24 protein-coding genes are annotated in these 20,842 nt (G+C 38.2%); 23 read left to right on the top strand and 1 reads right to left on the bottom strand.

Features of this window, described 5'->3' with window-relative positions; genetic code table 11:
- Positions 1-55 precede the first annotated feature (55 nt).
- The 8 genes from PDT38_RS03035 to fni all read left to right on the top strand — a co-directional run bounded on the left by PDT38_RS03035 (position 56) and on the right by fni (position 8,116).
- Positions 56-1,024 (top strand): YpdA family putative bacillithiol disulfide reductase, encoded by a 969-nt coding sequence (locus PDT38_RS03035; RefSeq protein WP_270798947.1) that lies wholly within the window; start codon positions 56-58, stop codon positions 1,022-1,024.
- A gap of 115 nt (positions 1,025-1,139) precedes the next feature.
- On the top strand, positions 1,140-1,808 hold the full coding sequence (prsW, locus tag PDT38_RS03030; RefSeq protein ID WP_270798946.1) for a glutamic-type intramembrane protease PrsW: 669 nt from the start codon (positions 1,140-1,142) through the stop codon (positions 1,806-1,808).
- A gap of 449 nt (positions 1,809-2,257) precedes the next feature.
- The gene (gene sleB, locus PDT38_RS03025) at positions 2,258-3,286 is read left to right on the top strand and encodes a spore cortex-lytic enzyme (RefSeq protein WP_270798945.1); all 1,029 of its coding nucleotides are present in this window, start codon (positions 2,258-2,260) and stop codon (positions 3,284-3,286) included.
- Between the two features lie 16 nt (positions 3,287-3,302).
- Positions 3,303-4,652: a germination protein YpeB gene (gene ypeB, locus PDT38_RS03020; RefSeq protein ID WP_270798944.1), complete on the top strand. Its 1,350-nt coding sequence runs from the start codon at positions 3,303-3,305 to the stop codon at positions 4,650-4,652.
- 118 nt (positions 4,653-4,770) lie between these two features.
- Entirely contained in the window at positions 4,771-4,947 is a 177-nt protein-coding gene (locus tag PDT38_RS03015) for a YpfB family protein (protein ID WP_270798943.1), read from the top strand.
- Between the two features lie 76 nt (positions 4,948-5,023).
- Positions 5,024-5,704, top strand: coding sequence for a (d)CMP kinase (gene cmk, locus PDT38_RS03010; RefSeq protein ID WP_270798942.1), 681 nt, complete (start codon positions 5,024-5,026; stop codon positions 5,702-5,704).
- Positions 5,705-5,907: 203 nt separating this feature from the next.
- Positions 5,908-7,053 carry a 30S ribosomal protein S1 gene (gene rpsA, locus PDT38_RS03005; protein WP_270798941.1) on the top strand — a complete coding sequence of 382 codons (1,146 nt, stop codon included), beginning with the start codon at positions 5,908-5,910 and terminating at the stop codon, positions 7,051-7,053.
- A 13-nt stretch (positions 7,054-7,066) separates the two neighbouring features.
- A complete protein-coding gene (gene fni / locus PDT38_RS03000) occupies positions 7,067-8,116 on the top strand; it encodes a type 2 isopentenyl-diphosphate Delta-isomerase (RefSeq protein WP_270798940.1) in 1,050 nt (349 codons plus the stop codon).
- Between the two features lie 124 nt (positions 8,117-8,240).
- On the opposite strand, the gene PDT38_RS02995 is transcribed toward fni, so the two are convergent.
- A complete protein-coding gene (locus PDT38_RS02995) occupies positions 8,241-8,372 on the bottom strand; it encodes a YpzI family protein (protein ID WP_270798939.1) in 132 nt (43 codons plus the stop codon).
- A 71-nt stretch (positions 8,373-8,443) separates the two neighbouring features.
- Here PDT38_RS02995 and PDT38_RS02990 point away from each other — a divergent pair, with 71 nt between their 5' ends.
- The 15 genes from PDT38_RS02990 (at position 8,444) to ndk (ending at position 20,788) form a co-directional block, all read left to right on the top strand.
- The gene (locus PDT38_RS02990; protein ID WP_270798938.1) at positions 8,444-9,046 is read left to right on the top strand and encodes a YphA family membrane protein; all 603 of its coding nucleotides are present in this window, start codon (positions 8,444-8,446) and stop codon (positions 9,044-9,046) included.
- The gene (locus PDT38_RS02985; protein WP_270798937.1) at positions 9,043-9,942 is read left to right on the top strand and encodes a YIEGIA family protein; all 900 of its coding nucleotides are present in this window, start codon (positions 9,043-9,045) and stop codon (positions 9,940-9,942) included. The genes PDT38_RS02990 and PDT38_RS02985 overlap by 4 nt, the downstream gene beginning before the upstream one ends.
- Positions 9,939-10,133 carry a capping complex subunit for YIEGIA gene (locus tag PDT38_RS02980; RefSeq protein WP_270798936.1) on the top strand — a complete coding sequence of 65 codons (195 nt, stop codon included), beginning with the start codon at positions 9,939-9,941 and terminating at the stop codon, positions 10,131-10,133. Before PDT38_RS02985 ends, PDT38_RS02980 begins: the two co-directional genes overlap by 4 nt.
- A gap of 129 nt (positions 10,134-10,262) precedes the next feature.
- On the top strand, positions 10,263-11,573 hold the full coding sequence (der, locus tag PDT38_RS02975) for a ribosome biogenesis GTPase Der (RefSeq protein ID WP_270798934.1): 1,311 nt from the start codon (positions 10,263-10,265) through the stop codon (positions 11,571-11,573).
- Positions 11,574-11,588: 15 nt separating this feature from the next.
- Complete coding sequence (locus PDT38_RS02970) at positions 11,589-12,629, top strand: NAD(P)H-dependent glycerol-3-phosphate dehydrogenase (protein ID WP_270798933.1); 1,041 nt, start codon at positions 11,589-11,591, stop codon at positions 12,627-12,629.
- A 532-nt stretch (positions 12,630-13,161) separates the two neighbouring features.
- The gene (locus PDT38_RS02965; RefSeq protein ID WP_172295244.1) at positions 13,162-13,365 is read left to right on the top strand and encodes a DUF2768 domain-containing protein; all 204 of its coding nucleotides are present in this window, start codon (positions 13,162-13,164) and stop codon (positions 13,363-13,365) included.
- Positions 13,366-13,385: 20 nt separating this feature from the next.
- Complete coding sequence (locus PDT38_RS02960) at positions 13,386-14,102, top strand: hypothetical protein (protein ID WP_270798932.1); 717 nt, start codon at positions 13,386-13,388, stop codon at positions 14,100-14,102.
- Between the two features lie 188 nt (positions 14,103-14,290).
- Positions 14,291-15,769: a stage IV sporulation protein A gene (spoIVA, locus tag PDT38_RS02955; RefSeq protein ID WP_270798931.1), complete on the top strand. Its 1,479-nt coding sequence runs from the start codon at positions 14,291-14,293 to the stop codon at positions 15,767-15,769.
- A 374-nt stretch (positions 15,770-16,143) separates the two neighbouring features.
- A complete protein-coding gene (gene hbs / locus PDT38_RS02950; protein WP_172295250.1) occupies positions 16,144-16,422 on the top strand; it encodes a non-specific DNA-binding protein Hbs in 279 nt (92 codons plus the stop codon).
- A 187-nt stretch (positions 16,423-16,609) separates the two neighbouring features.
- Positions 16,610-17,182 (top strand): GTP cyclohydrolase I FolE, encoded by a 573-nt coding sequence (gene folE / locus PDT38_RS02945; RefSeq protein ID WP_270798930.1) that lies wholly within the window; start codon positions 16,610-16,612, stop codon positions 17,180-17,182.
- Between the two features lie 24 nt (positions 17,183-17,206).
- The gene (gene mtrB, locus PDT38_RS02940) at positions 17,207-17,437 is read left to right on the top strand and encodes a trp RNA-binding attenuation protein MtrB (protein ID WP_172295254.1); all 231 of its coding nucleotides are present in this window, start codon (positions 17,207-17,209) and stop codon (positions 17,435-17,437) included.
- 118 nt (positions 17,438-17,555) lie between these two features.
- Positions 17,556-18,326 carry a heptaprenyl diphosphate synthase component 1 gene (locus PDT38_RS02935; RefSeq protein WP_270798929.1) on the top strand — a complete coding sequence of 257 codons (771 nt, stop codon included), beginning with the start codon at positions 17,556-17,558 and terminating at the stop codon, positions 18,324-18,326.
- 4 nt (positions 18,327-18,330) lie between these two features.
- The gene (locus tag PDT38_RS02930; RefSeq protein WP_270798928.1) at positions 18,331-19,029 is read left to right on the top strand and encodes a demethylmenaquinone methyltransferase; all 699 of its coding nucleotides are present in this window, start codon (positions 18,331-18,333) and stop codon (positions 19,027-19,029) included.
- A gap of 27 nt (positions 19,030-19,056) precedes the next feature.
- Positions 19,057-20,019, top strand: a complete 963-nt coding sequence (hepT, locus tag PDT38_RS02925) for a heptaprenyl diphosphate synthase component II (RefSeq protein WP_270798927.1) — start codon at positions 19,057-19,059, stop codon at positions 20,017-20,019.
- 319 nt (positions 20,020-20,338) lie between these two features.
- Positions 20,339-20,788 carry a nucleoside-diphosphate kinase gene (gene ndk / locus PDT38_RS02920; protein WP_270798926.1) on the top strand — a complete coding sequence of 150 codons (450 nt, stop codon included), beginning with the start codon at positions 20,339-20,341 and terminating at the stop codon, positions 20,786-20,788.
- Positions 20,789-20,842 lie beyond the last annotated feature (54 nt).

Below are 20,842 nucleotides of genomic sequence, written 5' to 3'. Positions count from 1 at the left end.
TATCATGAAATAGGAGATTTTTTGATTTGTCGGACATGACAGGAGTGAACAGAGCATGAAAGAAGAAAAAGTCGTCATTATTGGGGCTGGGCCATGTGGGCTTTCGTCAGCCATTGAGATGCAGCAAATTGGGATAGACGCTCTCATCATCGAAAAGGGGAATATTGTAAACAGCATTTATCATTATCCTACCCATCAAACTTTTTTTAGTTCCAGTAATAAGTTAGAAATCGGAGATGTGGCTTTTATTACAGAGCGGCATAAACCAGTTAGAAATGAAGCGCTTACCTATTATAGAGAAGTCGCTAAACGGAAAAACTTGAGGATTAACGCATTTGAAAAAGTCCATTCGGTCAAGAAAACAGATCAAAACCGATTTTTAGTGGAAACTTCAAAAGATACCTATCTGGCTTCATTTTGTATTGTCGCAACCGGATATTATGACAATCCAAATAAAATGAATATCCCTGGTGAAGATCTTTCAAAGGTCTTTCATTATTTTAAAGAAGCCCATCCGTATTTTGATAAAGATGTTGTAGTGATCGGTGGAAAAAACTCGAGTGTTGATGCAGCTATGGAACTTGTGAAGGCGGGTGCGCGAGTCACAGTTTTGTACAGAGGGAAACAGTATTCAGATAGTATCAAACCGTGGATCCTACCCGAATTTGTTTCACTAGTAAAACACGGAAAAATCCATATGGAGTTCGGAGCCATTGTAAAAGAAATTACTGACGATCAGTTAATTTATACAAATCTTTTAAATGAAGAGATCAGTATTAAAAATGACTTTGTCTTTGCGATGACAGGTTATCATCCTGACCACGGCTTTCTGAAAAAGATGGGTGTCGAAATTGATGCTGAATCAGGCCGGCCTTTTTTTAACGCAAATACAATGGAAACAAATGTAGAAGGTATTTTCATCTCTGGGGTTATTGCGGCAGGCAATAATGCGAATGAAATCTTTATCGAAAATGGACGATTTCATGGTGGGATAATTGCAGATGAAGTAAAAAAACGTGTATAAAATGAATAATAAAACGGGATGTATAAGGGATATTCTCATACCCCGTTTTTTTTAATTTCAAAACATTTCAAATTATGGTAGGATAGAATCAGTTGAAAAGGAAAGAGGTTTCCTCATGTTCGGAATTATTTCCGCAGGCTTAGCTCCCGGAATCGCCTTATTGATGTATTTTTACTTAAAAGAAAAATATGAATCAGAGCCATTTCATATGGTGATTCGTCTATTTATACTCGGGGTATTACTGGTGTTTCCGACGATGTTTATTCAATATGTGTTAGAAAAAGAACACATTTCGTCTGGCAATTTTGTTATGTCGTTTTTAGCTTCTGGACTATTAGAAGAATTTCTGAAATGGTTTTTACTAATGGTCAGTATTTATCACCATGACTATTTCGATGAACATTATGATGGCATTGTTTATGGGTCAAGTCTATCATTAGGATTTGCCACATTGGAAAATGTTTTATACTTAATTGGAAATGGGGTTGAGCATGCATTTGGGCGCGCTTTACTTCCTGTGTCAAGCCATGCATTATTTGGTGTTATTATGGGTTTTTATATCGGCAAATCACGATTTTCAAATCGTAAAATACAGATAAAATGGCTACTACTTTCACTTTTTTTACCCGCTATATTACATGGTCTATATGACTACATTCTTCTATCTTTGAACAATTGGATCTATTTTATGTTACCGTTTATGATATTTCTCTGGTGGTTTGGTTTACAAAAAGCTAAAAAAGCTCGTTCATTAAATGAAAATGAAAATTCGCTACATCTTTAAAAAATTGGTAACCTCTAAGGCATACAAAGGACAAACAATACTAACCAGACTAGTAGGAGCCTCCGAATATCCAAGTGGAAAAATAGCACCTTACAAGAAAATGCCCGATATTTTGAAAGTGATCTTGTCCTATTTACTCGATATTATCGCCATGACATCTATATTAGGTACGGGTCGCTTTACCCGCTGTTTGCAAAGCGTAAGTCGGAGGTGCTCGTTTTTTTCTATATTCTGATACGATCCGTTTTATTTTGCTCCTTTACAGGCGTTTAGCGAAAATAGCGTCTACATATCGTCAATTGTATGAAAGAGGCAGCTCTTCTGTGGGCTGCCTCTTTTTTATGTTAAAAACCAGTTTTTTATTGTGATGAAATAGAAAGGAAAGAGTGTATAAAATTTGTCTCGTTACAAAAGATATGCTTACAAAAATGCTGGAGGAGGCTTAAAACATGAAGTCGAAAAGATCTTTCTGTTTGACTGTCATTTTTTCCACCCTCATTGCTGTAGGATTATCACTTCCATTCAGTCAAACGAGCTCTGCCTTTTCTCAACAAATCATACAGCGAGGGGCAACAGGGGATGATGTGATTGAACTACAAGCAAGACTTCAATACAACGGCTATTATCATGGAAGAATTGATGGTGTTTATGGATGGGCAACATACTGGTCAGTCCGCAATTTTCAACATCAATTTGGATTAAAGGAGAGAGACGGTCTTGTCGGTTCCAAAACTAAAAAACATTTAATAAATCACACAAAATATTACAGTTATTATGTGCATAAACAACTTAGAAAAGGAAATGAATTTACGCACTATGGAGGTCTTCCTTTAAAATATCAGACAAAGCCTTCCAAAAGAGTACAGCAGCAAGCAAGAAGAAGAGCAGAAGCCAAGCAGCGTCAAACACCTCAGACCTTTCCAAAACAAGGTGTAACGCAAAAGCAAGTTGGTCCTGCTCAGCCGAAGAAACAAGTAACACCAAAGACTGCGCAACCGCCAAAAACAACGCCGGAAAAACAAGCGCCAAAAATAACAGCGAAAAAACAGCCACCAAAAACAGCAGCGAAAAAGCGAACACCAAAAAAACAAGATGCTGTAGCGGCTAACATGCCAGGTGGATTTTCAAACAATGAGATTAATCTTTTAGCACAAGCTGTTTATGGTGAGGCGCGTGGTGAGCCGTATAACGGTCAAGTCGCTATTGCAGCTGTTATTTTAAACCGGCTCAATAGCTCAACTTTCCCTAATTCAATTGCAGGCGTAGTTTTCGAGCCACTTGCATTCACAGCCGTGGCAGACGGTCAAATTTATATGACGCCTAATAAAACAGCGAAAAAAGCCGTTTTGGATGCGATTAATGGGTGGGATCCTTCTGAAAATGCTTTATATTATTTTAACCCTGCCACAGCCACAAACAAATGGATATGGGGCCGGCCTCAAATTAAAAGAATTGGCAAACACATTTTCTGCGAATAAAAGTGAGGTGGTATGAATGATCAGAGGAATTTTAATTGCCATTTTAGGAGTTGCCATTGTTGGAACAAGCTATTGGGGTTATAAAGAACATCAAGAGAAGTCTGCCGTGTTATTACATGCAGAAAATAATTATCAAAGAGCTTTTCACGATTTAACATATCAAGTTGATAAGTTACATGATAAAATTGGCAGCACACTTGCAATGAACAGTAAAAAAACACTATCTCCTGCCTTAGCTGAAGTGTGGAAAACGACATCTGAAGCACATCAAGATGTAAGCCAGCTTCCACTCACATTAATGCCATTTAATAAAACAGAAGAGTTTTTAGCGAATATAGGTAACTTTAGCTATAAAACAGCTATTCGTGATCTTGAAAAAGAGCCGTTAAGTAAAAAAGAGTATGCTTCTTTAAATCGTCTGTATAAAAACGCAAATGACATCCAAAATGAGCTTCGTAAAGTTCAACACCTTATCATTGACAATAATTTAAGATGGATGGATGTTGAACTTGCACTTGCATCTGGTCAAAAGCAAAGTGATAATACGATCATTAATGGGTTTAAAACAGTTGAAAAAAGTGCTAGTGCATTTGCCGAGACTGACTTTGGTGTAGCCCAAACAAGTATAAAAAAAGAAAATCAAGGGTTCCAACATTTAAAAGGCAAAAAGATAACAGAAAAAGAAGCACGAAAGATCGCTCAGAAGTTTGCTCCTGACAAGAATTATAATATAAAAGTAGAAAAAAGTGGAAAAAAGGCAAAAAAAGATGTTTTTAGTATCAGTATGCAGGATCCTGATCAAAAAGCGGATATCTATATGGACATCACTGAAAAAGGTGGATATCCTGTTTATCTAATCCAAAACAAAAAGATTAAAAGTGAAAAAATCAGTTTAAACGATGCATCAAATCGTGCCTTACAATTTTTAAAAAAGAATGGTTATGATACAAAAAATCTAACAATGGATGAAAGCGCTCAATACGATGGAGTCGGTGTATTTTCGTTTGTTCCTTTACAGAATGGAGTGTGGCTTTATCCTGACAGCACTCGGATCAAGGTAGCGCTTGACGACGGAGAAATTGTCGGCTTCTCTGCAAAAGATTATTTGACATCCCACAAGCAAAGAAAATTGCCAAAACCTAAATTGACTCCTGAGAAAGCAAAGAGAAGCCTGAATCCGAATGTAAAAGTTCAGGAAACGCGACTTGCTCTTATTACGAATGATCTTTCACGCGAGGTTCTATGTTATGAGATATTAGGAACGATTGAAAACGATACCTTCCGGATGTTTGTCAATGCGAATGATGGAAGTGAAGAGAAAATTGAAAAAATGAAAAACGTCGAACCAATTTATAAAGACCTATAAAAAAGTCTATAAAAGGGAAAAGGCGATGATATGTCTTTTCCTTTTTATATTGGAATATTTCATAGTGAACCTTTCCATACTGAGTATATATCATGTGAACATATCGGAGGAACATAAAATGAAAACCTTTGAACGCTTATTATTTAAAATTCTCATCCTTCAAAGTGTGATTTTAATAGGTGTACAACTTCTTTTTCATTTTTCACAGGCAGAACCTTATTTATCAAAGGTTGTCCAGTATGAAGGAGTCAATAAATTGAATATTGAAGAATGGATCGAGACATTTAAACCGTAAATCAAAAATCTCCCCTTTTTTGCTTAGAACGTGATACAATCCAATAAGGAGTACCAGACTAGCAAGGAGAGGAATTATGGAAAAGAAAATATCGATTGCAATTGACGGTCCAGCAGCTGCCGGAAAAAGCACCGTGGCGAAAATTGTAGCCCAAAAAAAATCTTATGTTTATATCGATACAGGCGCCATGTATCGAGCGATTACGTATTTAGCCTTGAAAAAAGGTGTTGATCCTGCGGATGAACAAGGTTTGACAGCACTTTTAAAAGATTCAAATATTGATCTTTTAGTATCCGCAGAAGGAAAACAGAAGGTTTATATTGGCGGTGAAGATGTTACTGAAGCCATTCGCACAGATGACGTAAGCAACCAAGTGTCACTTGTTGCTAAACATCGAGGTATTCGTGAAGAAATGACAAGAAGGCAACAGCAACTTGCCCAAAAAGGCGGAGTCGTGATGGATGGACGCGATATCGGAACCCATGTTCTTCCTGGTGCGGAAGTGAAAATTTTCTTGCTTGCCTCAGTAGAAGAACGGGCCAAGCGTCGCTTTGAAGAAAATATTAAAAAAGGGTACAATGTAAATTATGAAACGCTTGCAGAAGAAATCAGGAGACGGGATAAGCTTGACTCAGAGCGGGAAATCTCCCCTTTGAAAAAGGCGGATGATGCACTAGAAATTGATACGACATCACTATCCATTGAAGAAGTAGCTGAGAAAATTTTGCAAGTGGTTGATCAAAAGGTTACAAAATAAAAAAACGAGAAAAAAGACCTTTTTGATTTAACGTTTTGACTTGACAAATACAGGCTTTTATTAGAAGTTAGTAATAATCAATCATTTTATAGAACATTCAAATATCCATTTTTGAATGGTTCTCTAATACATATTCGGTCATCTGAATTTATGGATACCGTTTTTAAAAAGCTGTGTAGGTTTGGACCAAGGAGGTTATTGAAATGACAGAGGAAATGAATCAAATTGATGTTCAAGTACCAGAGGTTGGAGATGTAGTGAAAGGTATTGTAACTAAGGTTGAGGATAAACATGTCGATGTTGACGTTCCCAACTGCAAGCAAACCGGTATTATTCCAATTAGTGAATTATCAAGTCTTCACGTTGAAAAAGCAGCAGATGTTGTAAATGTAAATGATGAGCTTGAGCTAAAAGTCACAAAAGTTGAAGAAGATGCTTTGATTTTATCTAAACGTGCCGTTGATGCAGACCGCGCTTGGGAAGACCTAGAGAAAAAATTTGAATCAAAAGAAGTTTTTGAAGCTGAAGTAAAAGACGTCGTTAAAGGCGGTCTTGTTGTTGATATTGGAGTGCGTGGGTTTATTCCTGCTTCACTTGTCGAAGCGCACTTTGTTGAAGAATTTACAGACTACAAAGGAAAGACATTGACATTAATTGTAGTGGAGCTTGACAGAGAAAAAAACCGTGTGATTTTATCTCATCGAGCAGTTGTTGAACAACAGCAGGAAGATAAAAAACACGAATTTTTACAAACACTTGAAGCAGGACAGGTTCTTGACGGGAAAGTTCAGCGCCTGACAGATTTCGGTGCATTTGTTGATATCGGTGGAATTGATGGACTAGTCCATATTTCACAACTTTCACATACACATGTAGAAAAACCATCTGATGTTGTTGAAGAAGGTCAGGATGTGAAAGTGAAAGTTCTGTCCGTTGACCGTGACAATGAACGCATTTCATTATCGATTAAGGAAACACTTCCTGGACCATGGGCTAATATCGGTGAAAAAGTAAAATCGGGAGATATTTTAGATGGGAAGGTTCAGCGTTTAGTAAGCTTTGGTGCTTTCGTTGAAGTGCTTCCAGGTGTTGAAGGACTTGTTCACATTTCACAAATTTCCAATAAGCACATCGGTACACCTCATGAGGTGCTTGAGGAAGGTCAGGATGTGAAAGTGAAAGTTCTTGATGTGAATGAAGAGGAAGAACGCATTTCTTTAAGCATGAAAGAGCTCGAAGAAAATGATAAATCTGAACAGGAAGATTATCGCCAATATCAAGCTAAAGAAGAATCTTCCGGATTCCAACTTGGTGAAATGATTGGAGATAAACTGAATAAATTAAAATAATTTGGTGATAAATGTGACGCGAGCCGAGAGAAAAAAAGAGCATATTGAACATGCCCTGCAAACGAAACAAAACCGTTTGACAGGATTTGATGATATTACATTTGTTCATGTCAGCCTCCCAGAAATGGCATTGTCACAAGTTGATATATCAACCAAAATAGGCGAACTGCTTCTAAGTTCGCCTATTTTTATCAATGCGATGACAGGAGGCGGCGGACAACAAACACTTGAAATTAATAGGGCTTTAGCAAGAGCTGCTGCTATAACAAATATACCGATTGCAGTGGGTTCGCAAATGTCCGCATTAAAAAATCGCGATGAGCGCCCCTCATATGAGATTGTCAGAAAGGAAAATCAAAAAGGGCTTGTCTTTGCCAATCTCGGCAGTGAAGCGACGGTTGAGCAGGCCAAACAGGCAATCGACATGATTGAAGCAGATATGCTTCAGATTCATCTGAATGTTGTACAGGAAATTGTCATGCCTGAAGGAGATCGCTGCTTTACTGGTCGTTTGCGCAAAATCGAGGAGATTTGCCAAAAAGTCAAGGTTCCTGTTTCTGTTAAGGAAGTCGGCTTTGGAATGAGCAAAGAAACTGCAACAAAACTTTTTCATGTAGGTGTGACTGCGGTAGATGTCGGTGGCTTTGGTGGGACGAATTTCTCAGAAATAGAAAATTTGCGCAGAAAAAAAACGATCGATTTTTTCAATGATTGGGGCATTACAACTGCCAGCAGTGTCGCAGAAGTTAGTTCTGCCTGCTCAGATCATCCGATCATTGCATCAGGAGGCATTTCTAGTGCTCTTGATGTGGCGAAATCAATTGCTTTAGGAGCATCTGCTGTTGGTATGGCTGGTTATTTTCTAAAAGTACTGAAAGAGTCTGGTGAAGACGCTTTAATTGAAGAAATCGGAAATGTGATAAAAGATTTGAAGAGAATTATGACTGTATTAGGATCGAACACGATCGAAGACCTTCAAAAGACCGCTCTTGTCTTAAAAGGGGATACGTATCATTGGCTAAAAATGAGGGGAATGGATCCTTCTAAGTATAGCAAGCGTTAAATGTTTTATACGGTATGAGTTCTGTCGTTGAACTCATACCGTATTTTTTTGCCTATCTATCAGAACGAACCGAACCATAATAAAAAACCTCTTAAGAGCATTTGCTCCTTAAGAGGTACATCTTTTATGAATTCCGCTTTCTGGCTTCTTCAGCACTTTCTAAAGAAGTAGCACCATTATGCTCGATTGACTGATCACGATCAGATTCAGTTCTCCGCTGTTTTTTTAATTTTTTTTCCTGTCGATCTTTTCCCACTTCTGTTCACTCCTTGTTTCACGTTTAAAAATCTTTTTGTCATCCAATACTTCATAATGGAGGTCGAAAAAATGGATGAATTCTACTATTTTTGGTCAATGTGGATGATGTGGGTTTTGACAACTTTTATTCTTGAGAAAAATAGAACCCGTCTCTTGGCCTCAGCTTTTATTCTGCTCAACATGACATTAAGTATGTATCAATTGAAGATTATTTTGTTTTTTAATGTTGCTTATTTATTGTTTTATACAGGTGGATATGTGATGGGGGGTTATTTTTCACTATATAAAAGTATAAGACGATTATTCATTCACTTAACAATGGTTTTTGCTTATGGTTTTGTATTTCTTTTTGCATTATATGATCCAGTTTGGTTTATCCTAAAACCTGAGTGGTTGATCATTATGCTATTTGTCATGCTAACGGTGGCTTTTGAAAAAAAGTTTATAAACCGCTTAGTGATGTTTACACTTGGCATGTGTCAGGGAGAGTTTTTATATGCTCTTGTACTGAAGAAGATTTATGCAGATGTGATTGTCGGGGGATTCACTTGGCTATCAATGTGTTCGGGGGGTGTCGTTTTAATTTGGGGTATTTCCCAATATGAACAGCTTGTGCAGTATATTTATCAAAAATGGAAACGAATCAATAAAGGAGCAACAAAAATGTCATGAGTCAGTATACTTATCCGATTATCTTAGGTATTCTTGCTGGAATTGTTGTTAGATTGTACATGTTAAGAACGGATTATCGCCAGTATCCCACTTATCTACACGGAAAAACGATACATATCGCGCTCGCACTAATCGCTGCAAGCATTGGTTCGATCATTATACCTTCTATATTAAAATCGGATTATACTGCGATCACATTCTTAACGTTGGCCGCTAGTCAATTCAGGGATGTCCGCAACATGGAACGGGAAACTTTGACCCAATTAGATGGTTATGAACTTGTTTCAAGAGGCAGCACTTATATTGAAGGGATTGCGATCGCTTTTGAAAGTCGGAATTACATTGTCATTTTTACGTCGCTTCTGACTACTTTATGTTATATTATCTTTTCATCGATCTGGGCGGGATTAGTGATGGCATTTTTTTGTTTAATTGCCGGGAAAGTCTTGATGTCAGGCAGTTTTATAAAAGACATCGTTGATATCGAATATAAAAAACCACATTTTGATGGAAAGGGGCTTTATGTGGAAGATATTTATATTATGAATATTGGACTTCCTGAGAAACAAAAGCTAATTCTTGAACACGGTATGGGGTTTATATTGAAGCCGAAAAACTTTAATGCTGCAGTAACAATTGCAAATCTCGGGCAAAGACAGGCGATTTTGTTTGATGTCTCTAATGTGCTTGGCGTTTACCGAGATACTGGTGAACCAGCTCTGACACCTTTGGCGAAAAGGGATATTGATGATGGAAGAGTTGCGGTCTTTGTTTTACCTGCTATAAAAGATAAGGAAACAGCCATCAAGGTCATTGGAGATGTACCGACGCTTGAAAATGCGATCCGCATGCCGATGGAGTTTATCAATGAAAAGCATAAAAAGGTGATTCGATGAGTCAGTCAATTGAGAAATTTATACTAGCAGTCGTAACAACGAAACGCGATCGGGTCATTGGAGGCACAGCAGCATTTTTTTGTGATAGTCAAGAAGAAATGAATACGTATGCTAAAAATCTTGAAGCAATACTTGATGGAATTGCCCACGGAATTGGAGATGATCTCTACTTGATTGTGAAACATTTTTAATTACAGTTGTGATCTTCTTAGAAATTGATATAATATATTAGTTAAGCCCTTCTGTGTTGAGAAAAAGAAGGGCTTCTTTCTGAACATTGATGAGAAAATGCTTCGAAGAGAATTGAAAGGAAGGGTTCTATGGGAAAACCTGTCGTAGCCATAGTTGGAAGACCCAATGTTGGGAAGTCTACGATTTTTAACCGGATTGCAGGCGAAAGAATTTCAATTGTGGAAGATACACCTGGTGTGACCCGGGATCGGATATATAGTTCTGCTGAATGGCTGAATCATGATTTTAATCTGATTGATACCGGGGGAATTGAAGTTGGTGATGAACCGTTTTTAGCACAAATTCGACATCAGGCTGAAATCGCTATGGAAGAAGCGGACGTCATTATTTTTATGACGAATGGGCGTGAAGGTGTCACTAGTGCAGATGAAGAAGTGGCAAAAATATTATACCGAACAAAAAAACCAGTTGTTCTTGCGGTTAATAAACTTGATAATCCCGAAATGAGAGCAAATGTCTATGATTTTTATTCACTCGGTTTTGGTGAACCTTTCCCAATTTCAGGTACACATGGACTTGGATTAGGCGATTTACTTGATGCTGTGAGTGAACATTTTAAAAACATACCTGAGACTAAATATGAAGATGAAGTGATTCAATTTTGTCTGATAGGCCGGCCGAATGTGGGAAAATCGTCACTTGTGAACGCTATGCTTGGAGAAGAGCGCGTCATTGTTAGCAATATGGCTGGGACGACACGTGATGCCATTGATACAAGGTTTACATACAATCAACGCGACTTTGTCATTGTTGACACTGCTGGGATGAGAAAGAAAGGAAAAGTCTATGAGTCAACAGAAAAATATAGTGTGCTCAGAGCTTTAAAAGCGATTGATCGTTCAGAAGTTGTTGCTGTTGTGTTGGACGGTGAAGAAGGTATTATTGAACAGGATAAGCGAATTGCCGGATATGCACATGAAGCAGGGAAAGCTGTTGTCGTGATTGTGAATAAATGGGATGCAGTTGAAAAAGATGAAAGTACGATGAAAGAATTCGAACAAAATATAAGAGACCACTTTCAATTTTTAGATTATGCGCCAGTTTTATTTATGTCAGCATTAACGAAAAAGCGGATCCATACAATGATGCCTGCTATCATTACCGCGAGTGAAAACCACTCGATGAGGGTTCAAACCAATATTCTAAATGATATTATCATGGATGCGGTGGCGATGAATCCAACGCCGACTCATAATGGACAACGTTTAAAAATCTATTATGCAACCCAAGTGGCTATTAAGCCGCCGACTTTTGTTGTGTTTGTTAATGATCCGGAGCTTATGCATTTTTCTTATGAGCGATTTTTAGAAAATCGGATCCGTGATGCGTTTGGATTCGAGGGAACACCCATCAAAATTTTCGCAAGAGCAAGAAAATAAAAGAGGTGTAAGGAAATGAAAAAAGTAACGATTCTTGGAGCTGGAAGCTGGGGAACTGCCTTATCACTCGTTTTAGCAGATAACCGCTATGATGTGATGGTATGGGGAAATCGAGAAGAACAAATTCGGCAAATCAATGAACAGCATGAAAACAGCGATTATTTGCCAGGTGTCAAGCTGCCTGACACAGTAAACGCTACAATGGATTTGCAAGCTGCACTAACCGATATTGACACCGTGATTATAGCTATTCCAACAAAAGCAATTCGCGAAGTACTTAGACAAGCAGTGCCTTTCATTAAGAAAAAAATTATTTTTGTCCATGTTTCTAAAGGAATTGAGCCTGACTCACTGCTAAGAATTTCAGAAATGATGGAAGAAGAAATACCAGCAGATATTAGAAAAGACATCGTCGTTCTCTCTGGTCCAAGTCATGCTGAGGAAGTAGGCTTGCGCCATCCAACAACAGTGACAGTTTCTGCACAGAATAACATTGAAAATGCCCAAGCGATACAAGATATGTTTATGAATCAGAACTTTCGAGTGTATACCAATCCTGATATTATCGGAGTCGAGCTGGGTGGCTCCTTGAAAAATGTCATTGCGCTTGCCGCTGGAATTACGGACGGCTTAGGTTATGGTGATAATGCAAAAGCTGCTTTGATTACACGGGGGTTGGCAGAAATCGCTCGTTTAGGAACAAAGATGGGCGGAAACCCGCTAACATTTTCTGGTTTGACGGGAATTGGCGATCTCATTGTAACATGTACAAGTGTCCATTCACGAAATTGGCGTGCCGGTAATATGCTAGGTAAAGGCTGTAAACTTGAAGAAGTGCTTGAAGAAATGGGTATGGTTGTTGAGGGGGTACGCACTACAAAAGCGGCATACCAGCTCTCACAGAAATATCATGTTAAAATGCCGATCACTGAAGCGTTGCATAAAGTATTATTTGATGGTAAAAAAGTTGAGACAGCTGTCGAAGGATTGATGGCAAGAGTGAAAACTCACGAGATGGAAGATATCGTCAATACATTTGAAAACCGAATGAAATAAATAGACTGTACAGACTCTTTCCTGAAATTTGTTATAAAAGCTGAAACATTTTGGTGACTTAGGCAAGAGAGGATACATTTGTCCGAAGACTTGCATAAAATACAATCGAAGTCTAGAAGAGCTGTATCTAAACATCTGGGTTTTATAGTCTGATTGTCAGCCTGAAGTAAAGTCCCCCTCTTTGCTTCAGGCTTTTTTCTATTTTCTATACTGATATAAAATTGGGAATTTTGTTGAAGTTCTGGTTTTTCTTATATAAAATGAAATGTAGCGCTTCCAGATTTCTCGAGCTCGGAAGCCCACTTCTTGAAATGTGGATTTGCAAAACATAAGAATTTAGTCGAGTGCCATGAATAATCGATGGTTATCATCAATCAGTCATCTTGAGACACCCTTATCATGAAAGAAGGCTGTTCAAAACAGAAATGGATTGCGAACGTGTAGTCCTTCAAGAATCTCACCCGTCGCATCGTAAGGTGCAGGGTTTGAGGCTTTAGCTGTGGGAGTCACAATAAAGAAGGAGGGTTTTTGTGTGAGTCTTGGTCTGTTAAAAATGTGGTTTGCCTTGGGATCAATGGGACTAATGTTTTTAGCGGTGATAGCCATCTACATAAGTAGATATAGATTGAAAAACCGCTTTTTCAAAATATTTATATCATGTTTGGCATATTCATGTATGGTTGTCTCTGGAGTGATTGTCTTTATTGTTGTCTTCAGTGGTCCTGTCAATGATTAATGTTTAAAAGGAAGATGAAGATGAAAAAATTTCATGTGCTGATTTCATTCTTGTTTACAGCATCTATTTTAAGCGGATGCTTATACCCTGAAGAAAGAAAGTCACAGAACAATGTTTCCTATCAAAATCAGCTCGCTGTGGTACAAGCAGCGGTAGATAAGTTTAAAGAAGCGACGGGAGGGCTTCTGCCAATTAAAACAAGGGATATGTCTGTTCCGGTCTATCAAAAATATCCTATTGATTTTAATAGATTGACACCTCGCTATTTAGAAGAAGCACCTGGTACTTCTTATGAAAATGGAGGGGAATATTTATATGTTTTAGTAGATGTAGAAAAAAAACCAACAGTTAAGCTGATTGATGTCAAAATGTCTGAAACGATCAGCGACCTGAAACTTCGAGTGGATATGTATAAACAACAGTATCGTTATCCGCCATATCAAAAAGTGGTCTCTAAACATTTATTTATGCTTGATTATCATAAATTAGGCTTAAAAGACGCACCATCTGTTACCAGTCCGCTTACAGGTACCTCCTTGCCGCTTCTCATTGATGAAAAAGGGGACATCAAAGTGGATTACCGCCTTGATTTAGCCTCACTACTTAAAAAATCAGGAAAAAAAATAAAACCCGGTGAACAAATCCAAGATTTGATCTGGAAGGAAACTCCGTTTGTTCCAGCGTTTTCAGTCAAATACACTGTAAATGACAAACAGGAGCCTGTTTTTTTACAATGAAAAGAAGTTGTCATGAACCTTTCTCCTCTGCATACAATTAGGAGAAAGGTTTTTTCATGCATGGCGAGAAGAACTTTACTTAAAGCTGTCATATTGAAATAGGACAACGTCATACAATGTAGTGTCCTGTTTTTGATTGGTGAAGTAGTGAAAATTTGACAAGGATTGGAAGTCCGGGAGGGGATCACTTGGAAAAGGTCGATATTTTCAAGGATATCGCTGAACGAACAGGAGGCGATATATACTTAGGTGTCGTGGGTGCTGTACGTACAGGAAAATCTACGTTTATTAAAAAATTTATGGAGCTGGTGGTGCTCCCAAATATCAACAATGAAGCAGACCGGGCGCGGGCACAAGATGAGCTCCCGCAGAGCGCTGCTGGTAAAACGATTATGACAACTGAACCGAAGTTTGTTCCAAACCAGGCGATGTCAGTTCATGTCAGTGATGGACTTGATGTGAATATAAGGCTTGTTGACTGTGTCGGCTACACAGTACCTGGTGCAAAAGGTTATGAAGATGAAAATGGTCCGAGAATGATTAACACACCTTGGTATGAAGAACCGATTCCGTTTCATGAAGCAGCTGAAATCGGTACGAGAAAGGTTATTCAGGAGCATTCAACAATTGGTGTTGTCATTACAACTGATGGTAGCATCGGAGAAATTCCTAGACAGGATTACATTGAAGCGGAAGAAAGAGTGATCGAAGAGCTTAAAGAGGTAGGAAAACCATTCATCATGGTGATCAATTCCGTTCGACCGCATCATCCTGAAACAGAAGCACTCCGAAATGAATTGATGGAGAAGTATGATATACCTGTTCTTGCAATGAGCGTTGAGAGCATGAGAGAAACTGATGTCCTCAGCGTGCTTAGAGAAGCACTATACGAGTTTCCCGTTCTTGAAGTCAATGTTAACCTGCCTAGCTGGGTGATGGTTCTAAAAGAAAATCACTGGCTTCGTGAAAACTATCAGGATTCAGTTAAAGAAACCGTCAAAGATATTAAAAGATTAAGAGATGTCGATCGTGTTGTTGGCCATTTCAGCGAATTTGACTTTATTGAGCGAGCAAGCCTTGCTGGCATTGAGATGGGGCAAGGAATTGCAGAAATCGACTTGTATGCCCCAGATGATTTATACGATCAAATCTTAAGAGAAGTCGTTGGTGTTGAAATTAGAGGCAAGGATCATTTGTTACAGCTGATGCAGGATTTTGCCTATGCAAAGACAGAATATGACCAAGTATCAGATGCATTGAAAATGGTCAAACAAACTGGCTATGGAATTGCCGCTCCAGCACTAACTGACATGAGTCTTGATGAACCTGAAATCATCAGACAAGGTTCAAGGTTTGGTGTCCGTTTGAAGGCGGTCGCACCATCCATTCATATGGTTAAGGTTGATGTAGAAAGTGAATTTGCACCAATTATCGGAACCGAAAAGCAAAGTGAAGAGCTTGTCAGATATTTAATGCAGGATTTTGAAGACGATCCACTATCCATTTGGAATTCCGATATTTTTGGCAGAAGTCTTAGCTCGATTGTCAGAGAAGGGATTCAAGCAAAACTGTCACTCATGCCAGAAAATGCAAGATATAAACTAAAAGAAACATTAGAACGCATCATCAATGAAGGTTCTGGTGGTTTAATTGCGATTATCTTATAAAAAGGAAGACCTCTTAAGACTGGGAGGTCTTTTTTGTTTATCATGAAGTTCCCATTTGGAAATATCGGAAAAATATTGAGTAAAAAAGTAAAAACAGGAATATTTGTTCGCGTATTTCAGTTTAAACCTTGACGAATAAGGGATCTAAGCTTTAAAATGCTTGATATGGCTTTTCATATGTGTTAATCTACATACAGAAAATCTTCACTCTATTGGACAAACGCTCCTCTAGAGATGAAATTTTCTTTAAAAGCTGTGAAATGCCTTTTCTATATTTATTTGAAATTTCTTTCAAACAGGTATAGAAACAGGTTGAACTGTGAAGAAATGATGATAATCTATTGATTGATCCCTTTTGGGAGGAGGTGAAAGGCATGAACAAGACAGAACTAATTAATGCAGTTGCAGAAGCAAGTGAACTTTCTAAAAAAGACGCTACTAAAGCAGTTGATTCTGTTTTTGATACAATTTTAGAAGTACTTAAAAACGGTGAAAAAATTCAATTGATCGGTTTTGGTAACTTTGAGGTTCGTGAGCGCTCAGCTCGTAAAGGACGCAACCCTCAAACTGGTGAAGAAATCGAAATCCCTGCAAGCAAAGTCCCTGCTTTCAAACCAGGTAAGGCACTTAAAGACGCTGTAGCAGGAAAATAGTAGTATGTATAATTTATACATACGATGTTGTTTCTTCACAAAAAAGCCCCTTTTATAAGGGGCTTTTCATATTTAATAGAGTGGTGCTAAAACTTGACTGTCAAAAAGTCTTTCATTTTGCTTTTATAAGCTGAAGTATGCTAGAATCTGTATTAAATGTATGCGTTTTTTGGAGGATTATAAAATCATGAGAGAAATGAATAAAGAACAGATTGAACAAGCAGTTCGGCTTATATTAGAAGCAATTGGCGAAGATCCAAACAGGGAAGGTCTTCTTGATACACCGAAAAGGGTGGCAAAAATGTATACTGAAGTGTTTGCCGGATTAAATGAGGACCCTAAAGAACACTTTAAAACGATTTTTGGCGAAGATCATGAAGAACTCGTTCTCGTTAAAGATATTCCTTTTTATTCAATGTGTGAACATCATTTGGTTCCTTTTTATGGAAAAGCACATGTCGCTTATATTCCGCAAGGAGGCAAGGTAACAGGTCTTAGCAAGTTGGCAAGAGCGGTTGAAGCGGTGGCAAAACGTCCTCAACTACAGGAACGGATCACGTCAACGATTGCCGATAGCATTGTTGAGACTTTGACACCTCATGGAGTAATGGTGGTTGTTGAAGCAGAACATATGTGTATGACAATGAGAGGTGTTAAAAAACCAGGAGCAAAAACGGTCACGTCTGCAGTCAGGGGAACATTTAAAGAAGATGTTGCTGCCCGCTCTGAAGTTTTGGCGCTCATTAAACATCACGATTAAAAAATGAAAAGGTGTGCAACGAATATGAACAATAATCAATTAAATGATTTTGTGGTCATTAAAGCCGTTGAGGACGGTGTCAATGTGATTGGTTTAACAAGAGGAACAGATACAAGATTTCACCATTCGGAAAAACTCGATAAAGGTGAGGTCATGATCTGCCAGTTTACCGAGCATACTTCTGCTATAAAAGTCCGTGGAGAGGCTCTCATTCAAACAGCCTACGGTGAGATGAAAAGTGAAGCAAAAAAATAAAGACTTTTCTTAATGAATTAAGGTATAAGCCGATAATTTTCATCATATTATGTTATACTTGAATTTTCTTCGTCGAATTACGAGAAAATCTGCGAATTTTGGGACAAGGGTGATATCTTTGCAAGACATCTACGGACATTTATCACATTTAAAAATGAAGCTGAATCAAAAACTGTCACATCCATATCTAGCTAAGCATCTGACTGCACCGAAGGTAGATGAGGATAAGCTGTTTCTTTTGAATGCTCTGTTTGATGAAACAGATTTAAAAGAAGCTGACAAGGAGAATTACATTTTAACGGCGATGCTTGTTCAGACAGCCCTTGATACCCATGATGAAGTGACAACAGCAGCTTCAATTAGACAGGATGACGATAAAAATCGTCAGCTGACAGTTTTAGCAGGGGATTACTTTAGCGGCATGTACTACTCTCTGTTATCGGGTATGAAGGATATTTATATGATTCGGATACTTGCTGCTGCAATTAAAGAAATAAATGAACATAAAATAAGAATTTACGATCATTCAACAAAAGACTTAGACAGCCTTAAGAAAAGTATCAGCATAGTCGAAGCTTCACTTTTCCATCATCTTGCTGACCATTTTCACTTACCTCATTGGAAGTCTGTTGCCAATGACTTTCTTGTGTTTAAGCGGCTTGTTGTTGAAGCGAAACATTCACGATTAGTCGAGACGATTTTGCAAGAAGAATTCTCAACGGATCCGGCTACATGTGAGCAATTAGCAGAAGAGGCTTATGAAAAAGCAAAAAATGAGATCCGCCAATACCTTGTGAAACAACCTGGCGTTCAGAAATGGCTCTTGGATCGTTTGCAGGAGATTAAGCCTGAAAAGCGAACCTATCATCAGAAAGTGGAAGAAGGGTAAGATCATGGAGCAGTCTAAAGAACAGCGTGTACACGGGGTTTTCGAAAAAATATCTCAAAATTATGATCGGATGAATTCAGTTATCAGTTTTAAACAGCATAAAAAATGGCGTGACAAAACGATGAAGATAATGAATATTCAAAAAGGAGCAAAAGCGCTCGATGTCTGTTGTGGAACAGGTGACTGGACCATTGCACTTGCCGATGCTACCGGAGAGACAGGCGAGATTAAGGGGTTAGATTTCAGTAAAAATATGCTCAAGGTTGCAAAGGAAAAGACTAAACCCTACAGACAGGTTGAATTGCTTCATGGAAATGCAATGGAATTGCCATTTCCTGATGATACGTTCGATTGCGTCACCATCGGTTTTGGACTTCGCAATGTTCCAGATTATTTAACCGTCTTAAAAGAGATGACGCGAGTGGTAAAACCTGGAGGACAGGTCGTATGTCTTGAAACGTCTCAACCGGAAATATTCGGGTTTAAGCAGCTGTACTACATTTATTTCCGTTTTCTTATGCCGGTATTTGGAAAGCTATTTGCAAAAAGTTTTAAAGAATATTCTTGGCTTCAAGAATCAGCAAGGGAATTCCCTGGTATGAAGAAACTTGCGGGTTTATTTGAGGAGGCAGGATTAGAAAATGTTCAATATCATGCATTCACAGGCGGTGTAGCAGCTACACATGTCGGTTGGAAGCGATGATGCTGATAGGACTTAGGTGAAATCAATATGAAATTAACAACGTTATATTCTTTTTTAAACGAAGATATTGATTTAATAGAAAAAGAACTTGAAAAAACTGTGCATTCTGATTACCCTTTATTGAGTGAAGCCAGCCTTCACTTGTTGCAGGCTGGAGGTAAACGGATTAGACCGGTGTTTGTCCTCCTTTGCGGCATGTTTGGAGATTATGATATTCATAAGATTAAAAATGTTGCTGTTTCTTTAGAGTTGATGCACATGGCTTCACTCGTGCATGATGATGTCATAGATGACGCTGAGCTCAGAAGAGGACAACCGACAATTAAAGCAAAATGGGATAATCGAATTGCGATGTATACAGGGGATTACTTATTTGCCCGCTCACTTGAATCCATGACCAAAATAAACGAACCAAAAGCCCATCAAATTTTATCACAAGCTCTTGTTGACGTATGTCTTGGAGAAATTGAACAAATCAAAGATAAATATAACATGGAGCAAAATCTCAGAACCTATTTAAGAAGGATCAAGCGAAAAACGGCGCTATTAATTGCAGCCAGTTGTCAGCTGGGTGCGATAGCTTCTGGAACTACTGAAAAAGTGCATCAAACCCTTTATTGGTTCGGCTATTATGTAGGAATGTCTTATCAGATTATTGACGATATTCTTGATTTTACTTCAAGTGAAAAAGAGCTTGGTAAACCGGTGGGAGGCGACTTATTGCAAGGAAACGTTACACTTCCGGTGTTATTTGCTCTTCAATTTCCTGAGCTAAAAGCGAAATTAAAACTTGTCAACAGTGAAACAACCCCACAGCAAATTAAACCTATTATTGAAGAACTGAAAAAAACCGATTCGATTGAAAAATCGTTTAAAGTAAGTGAAATGTATTTGAATAAAGCGTTTCGCCTTCTTGAAACATTGCCAAAAAACCGAGCGCGAATAACACTTTCTCAAATTGCAAAATACATTGGAAAACGCAGGTTTTAGCTTAATCAGCGAGAAATTGCGCACCTCTATAGGGGTGATGTAATGAATCGCTTTTTTTGTTTCAATTATGTTAAAACTAATGGTACTCTCGGAAGACCTTTATGCAATGGATTGGTGGTGAGGGAAATGATAAGCAAAAGGAGATTGTTTTGTCATAACGAGTCAAGTTTCTGAGCGATGTGTAAGCGGGGGTGCTCAAATTAGACAAATGAATCTATAGTATGAATATTGAATACCCTTTATTGATTAATTGTTCGAAAAATGTTATATTTCCGATGTAGTATTTGAAAGCCTATACATATAGTGGGGTGGAGAATTGATGATGGAAAAAACGTTTGTGATGATAAAGCCTGACGGTGTTCAGCGTCAGCTTATCGGTGAAGTCTTATCAAGGTTTGAACGAAAGGGTTTACAGTTAATCGGAGCAAAACTAATGAAAATTTCCGAGGAAACAGCTGGAAAACACTATCAAGAGCACAAAGAAAAACCTTTTTTTGGCGAACTTGTTGACTTTATCACATCAGGTCCAGTGTTCGCTATGGTATGGAAAGGTGAAGATGCGATTTCGATTGCTAGACAGCTCATTGGTAAAACAAACCCTAAAGAGGCTTTACCTGGTACAATACGCGGCGATTTTGGGATGATTGTTGGAAAGAACATCATTCACGGGTCAGATTCTTCTGAAAGTGCTGAACGAGAAATTAATTTGTTTTTTCAACAAGAGGAGCTTGTTGAGGAAGAAAAATTAATCAACAAATGGATTTATTAAAATAGAAACATAAAAAACACTTGTTTCCACATTAAGGAAACAAGTGTTTTTACG

Origin of the sequence: Bacillus changyiensis (assembly GCF_027706145.1) — a bacterium.
Taxonomy (GTDB): Bacteria; Bacillota; Bacilli; order Bacillales; family Bacillaceae; genus Bacillus; species Bacillus changyiensis.
The sequence above is the reverse complement of the archived record's forward strand: the minus strand, read 5'-3'. Positions and strand labels throughout refer to the sequence as shown.